We start from the raw sequence: 4,665 nt of genomic DNA on the forward strand, positions 1-4,665 counted from the left end.
CCAACGAGCCAGGCGGAACGTTTCGCCCCCCGGCTTCCCTAGGCGGTCGTGCAAAAATTGCACCGCAGCAGCACGAAGCGGCTGCGAAATTCCGCTTGATAAATCGATCGAGTGCAAGATCTGCCCCTTGATTGTCTCCGGTTGCCCGCAGAGTGGGGTAATCGGACGGAGAAAACAAGACGACGGATAACCGCTTGGGTCAGTGACCGCCGATTCGCCGTCTAGTTTAAAGTTGCCTCCCGCGTATCTTTATGAGAGACGTATGTTTTTTAGCGTCAATAATAGGAGGAGCGTTAGTATGACAAAAGCCTTCCCCCCGGTTATGACCGACGGGATAGATGAGCCTTGCCGCTTCGAAGGCGAGGTTTACGACCTTGAAATCGTAGAGGGTGCCATTCCACCCGAGATCGACGGTCTTCTGGTGCAGGCCGTCCCAGACCAAGTTTTCCCGCCTGCGGTCGAAAATCTACACCTGATGACCGTTGCCGCAGGCGGCGACGGTACCGTCCGCGCGTTCCGATTCAAAGACGGATACGTCGACTATCGCACTCGTTTTGTTCGTACCGAACGCTTCTTGCTGGAGCGCAAGGCGAGGAGATCATTATTCGGCAACTATCGCGATCCATTTTCAGATGATTCTTCCGTAAAAGGCAAAAGCCGGACCACGGCAAACACCGCCTTGTTCTTCCATGCCGGCAAGCTTTTTGCAGCGAAGGAGGACGGTTTACCACACGAAATTGATCCCGTCACCCTCGAAACGCGAGGCGTGTGTACCGCAGGCGGCTCCATTACCAGCCAGACGTTCACGGCCCATCCCAAAATCGACTCTAAAAGCGGCCAACTGATTGGTTACGGGTATGCCGCAAGAGGCGAAACCACCCGCGACATCGTATATTACGTTATCGGTAAGGATGGCAGCGTCGAACACGAAGCATGGTTCGAAGCGCCCGTTTCAGCGATGATTCACGATTGTGCGATTACACCTAATTACACGATCCTACCGATCATGCCAGTGACGAGCGACCTTGAACGTTTGAAAGCAGGGGGACCTCATTTCGTCTACGATCCAGACATGCCCCAGATCTTTGGCGTTCTTCCGAGGCGCGGTTCCGCCAGTGACGTGCGCTGGTTTCGCGCCCCGCCAGGTTTCACCGGGCATACCGTCAATGCCTTCGAGGAAGACGGGCGCATCATGTTCGACGTACTCGAGGCGAACGGTAACGGTTTCGCGCCCGTGATTTCGGACCGGCACGGAAAGACGCCGCCCCCTGGAAGTGTCGACATATCGCTCGTGCGGTGGGCGATTGACTATCACGCTTTAAGCGAAGAATTGGGAGAGAGGACAGTGCTCGCGAGCGTCAATGGGGAAGGCCCGCACATTGACCCCCGATGGGAACTTCAGCGACATCGCTACGTCTTTGTGCCAACGCTGGATCGGAGCAAGCTTACGACTGACAAAAATGGTCGACCAATGCCCGTCATGTTCAATCAGTTGACCCGTTTCGACCTCGAGACGGGCTCACAAGACTCCTATTATCCCGGACCTGCGGCCACTTTCCAGGATCCCGTTTTCTTCCCCCGGTCCGCCGAAGCAGAGGAAGGGGATGGATTCCTGATTGCCATATTGAATTACCCCCTTGAGCGGCGAAGTGAACTATTGGTACTGAACAGCTTGGCGCTCGATGCGGGCCCAATCGCTCGGATCAAAATTCCGCTGCGCATGCGTCTTGGTATCCACTCGACGTGGATTGATGGCGCGTCTGTACCTGCTTGGTCCTGAGAAAGAATTTAAACCGTCATGAAAGGAATTGAAACCGTGCAACCATCCACAATGCTTGATCGCGGCGAGGCTTGTAAGCTGGTGCTGAAAGTCATGGACCTGCTGCTCGACCCCAACTCGTCCGAGCAGGCGCGCCGCTATCTGACAGAAAGCTACATTCAGCACAACCCAAACATCCCTTCTGGTGTAGACGCAATTATCGATTTTACGCGCTCAGAAGAAGCGGAGCGTGCTCGCAAGTCAATGCGCCCCGCTAGTGATCCCCCAATGTTTGTCGTCGAAGGCGACCGCATCGTGATGGTGCTGCCGCGCGATCTTCCTGATCCGTCGGATTCGTCTAAAACCTACCGTACATATTGGTTTGATATGTGGCGCATCGAAGATGGGAAACTGGCCGAGCATTGGGACGGCGCTTTGAAGGAATAGCTTTCCGCCATAGGTAGCTTAGCTTTACTTTAAAAAAAGGCCGCAGGCCTACAGGAGGAGACAAATGACCGGTCCTAATCGGTTGCAAGTTACGGTCGCTGCGGTGCTATGTATGGCACTCGACATGTCAGCAATCTTTATGGGCTCGTTCCCGGTATTCTTAGGGCCGGTTTCTCGCGAGATGGGTTGGGGGCACGCTGTTTTTTCGCAAGTCATCACCATTTCATCCGTTTGCGCTGCTCTTCTGATGCCGTTTACCGGCTACCTAATCGACCGGATTGGTGTCCGCTGGCCTGTCTCAATAGGGTTGACGTTGATCGCACTATGCATGGCGCTGCTCTCGTTCATGCGCGGCACCGACACTTTTTTCTGGGCGGCCGCGCTCAGCCTTGGGGTGGGCGCATCGTTAGCTGGTCCGCCTTCTTTCGTCGCCTTGGTGTCATCCTGGTACGATCGCCACCGCGCACTCGCCCTGAGTGTGGTGCTTTCCGTGACCCCGATGTGCGCCCAAGCGATAGTCGCGCCTACCGTACAAAAGTTGATCATGGGGTTCGGTTGGCGCGAGACATATCAGATTCTGGCCGGGATCGTTCTCTTCGTTGGAGTTGCCGCCAGCCTAACCTCGTTGCGGACGAATCCAGCGGCCGCTCCCATCAAACCGCTTTCGCCGATCACGACGGAGGCGTCCTCACATGCCGCAAAAACTTGCACTTTCTGGCTACTTGTCATTGCCAATTGTCTCTTGTCGGGCTCTCTGATCGGATTTAGCGTCCACGTCGTGGGTTGGCTGACGAGCCGCTCGATTTCACCCGAAAGAGCGTCAGCCGTCGTGTCCGTATTGTTTTTATCCGGTGTGGCCGGCGCACTGCTCTCCGCTTCATTCGTCGACAAATCCAGTAGCCTGCGTATTGTCAAACTGTTTTTCGCGATACCTCTTTTAGGCCTCGCCATAATGGCAGCCACGACATCTGTTCCAGTGATCGTGCTGGGTGCGGCTATTCTCGGTGCGGGAATGAGTGCAACATCGGCACTCACGCCTTTTCTGCTTACGAGATTTTTCGGATTGAAGCGTTCAGCGGAAATTTTCGGGATACTCCTTGGGCTGACCATGATCGCCATCGGCCTTGCGCCTGTTCTGATTGGTCTCTGCATCGACCGAACGGGCGGATACACGATTCCGTTGTTCTTCGTAGCTGGAGCAGTCGTCGTCTCCACGTGTTGCATTGGTCTACTTGATCGATTGCGCGTTGCGACGGCAAAGCAGGACGAACAAACGCCAGTACAGACTGTGCCGTTAGGGAGCCACCAATGAAACGGGACCTGCCAAAGGGGAAGGAAGATGAACAAGCCGCTTCCGCCGATTATGACGCACAACTAGCGAAATTGGTAAGAAGCGTGACCGGAAGCGAGCCGCTCAATAAACGCCCTCTGCTCATTGCTGACCATATAGAAGACGAGTTTCTGCGTGAGGGCTGGCCTACCGGCCGCAATTTCGGTGGAGAGGCCGCACTGGCAGAACGTTACGGTGTGGGTCGTGACGTCCTCCGTGAGGTGGTGCGACTGCTCGAAGGGCGCGATCACGCCAAGATGCGCCGCGGCCCTCATGGTGGTCTTGAAGTTGTCCGCCCGCGCCTCGAAGACCTCCTCGGTCGGCTGGCCGGCTATGCCTACGTTACGAGTCTCCAGCGTGTCCGTGTCCTGGAGATGTGGACCATCCTTGGCTCTGTCGCGATACAACTCATCCTCGGAGCCAATGCGCTGAACAGGGTGAATCTCAGGGTCCAACTTGCTCAATGGTGCGGCCAGGCTAGTGTCAGCATGCGCGACCTTGGGAAAGCGCTGATAGCGTGCTCGCAGAGCACGGTGCTGACACTTTTCGGGACATGTGTAGAGTCTCTACTTCCGCAGGATGCGGCCGATCTCCTCGGCCAGTCAACAATGCAGCGACTGCGAGAAATCACGGCTTCACAGGACGTGGAAGCGTTGCTTGTGGGTTGGTTGAGAAACGACCTCCTTCCGTCAGCAATCGCGCGTCTTGAGGCGATGCCAAGCGAACGTGAGTTCTTGCCTCCCCAATTACCCCAAGGAGATTACTTCAAAAACCAAGCAATGCAGGTGGTGCATGAACTGATGTCGGCAACGCAGCCGAGCAGATGGTCGCGGGGGCATCTGCTCGGCAACGAATTCGATCTGGCGGGCGAGTATGGGGTTGATAAAAGTATTATTCGTCAGGCAATCCGCCTCATGGAGGATGCGGAAACGGCAACCGCGTTGCCGGGCAGAGGACACGGACTCGTAACGCGACTACCCAGCACTGCGCCGTTAAGCAAGCTTATTGCCGCGTTCTTCCTTGCACATGCAGTTGATGAATTGGATGGCGAGCGTGTCTTTCACGCGTTGAGCATCGAGTGCGCCGGCTGGGCTGCAGAGCACGCCAGCGCGGAAGACCGCGTGGCGCT

Annotated in this window: 4 protein-coding genes; all 4 read left to right on the top strand. The window is 56.0% G+C overall.

The genetic code is table 11. The annotated features are described in order from the left end of the window. Positions 1-298 precede the first annotated feature (298 nt). The gene (locus WM40_RS25610) at positions 299-1,780 is read left to right on the top strand and encodes a carotenoid oxygenase family protein (protein WP_024906060.1); all 1,482 of its coding nucleotides are present in this window, start codon (positions 299-301) and stop codon (positions 1,778-1,780) included. Positions 1,781-1,798: 18 nt separating this feature from the next. After that, a complete protein-coding gene (locus tag WM40_RS25615) occupies positions 1,799-2,206 on the top strand; it encodes a nuclear transport factor 2 family protein (protein WP_024906059.1) in 408 nt (135 codons plus the stop codon). Positions 2,207-2,270: 64 nt separating this feature from the next. After that, the gene (locus WM40_RS25620) at positions 2,271-3,518 is read left to right on the top strand and encodes an MFS transporter (protein WP_024906058.1); all 1,248 of its coding nucleotides are present in this window, start codon (positions 2,271-2,273) and stop codon (positions 3,516-3,518) included. Further along, positions 3,515-4,665, top strand: a 1,151-nt coding sequence (locus tag WM40_RS25625) for a GntR family transcriptional regulator (protein ID WP_052738542.1), incomplete at its 3' end; no start/stop codon positions are given. The genes WM40_RS25620 and WM40_RS25625, both read left to right, overlap by 4 nt.

The sequence above is a fragment of the Robbsia andropogonis genome (assembly GCF_000970345.1).
GTDB lineage: Bacteria > Pseudomonadota > Gammaproteobacteria > Burkholderiales > Burkholderiaceae > Robbsia > Robbsia andropogonis.

What these genes read in the sequence shown, in the direction of transcription:
- WM40_RS25610 (WP_024906060.1), top strand. Translation starts at nt 299, where the DNA reads ATGACAAAAGCCTTCCCCCCGGTTATGACCGACGGGATAGATGAGCCT.
- WM40_RS25615 (WP_024906059.1), top strand. Translation starts at nt 1,799, where the DNA reads ATGAAAGGAATTGAAACCGTGCAACCATCCACAATGCTTGATCGCGGC.
- WM40_RS25620 (WP_024906058.1), top strand. Translation starts at nt 2,271, where the DNA reads ATGACCGGTCCTAATCGGTTGCAAGTTACGGTCGCTGCGGTGCTATGT.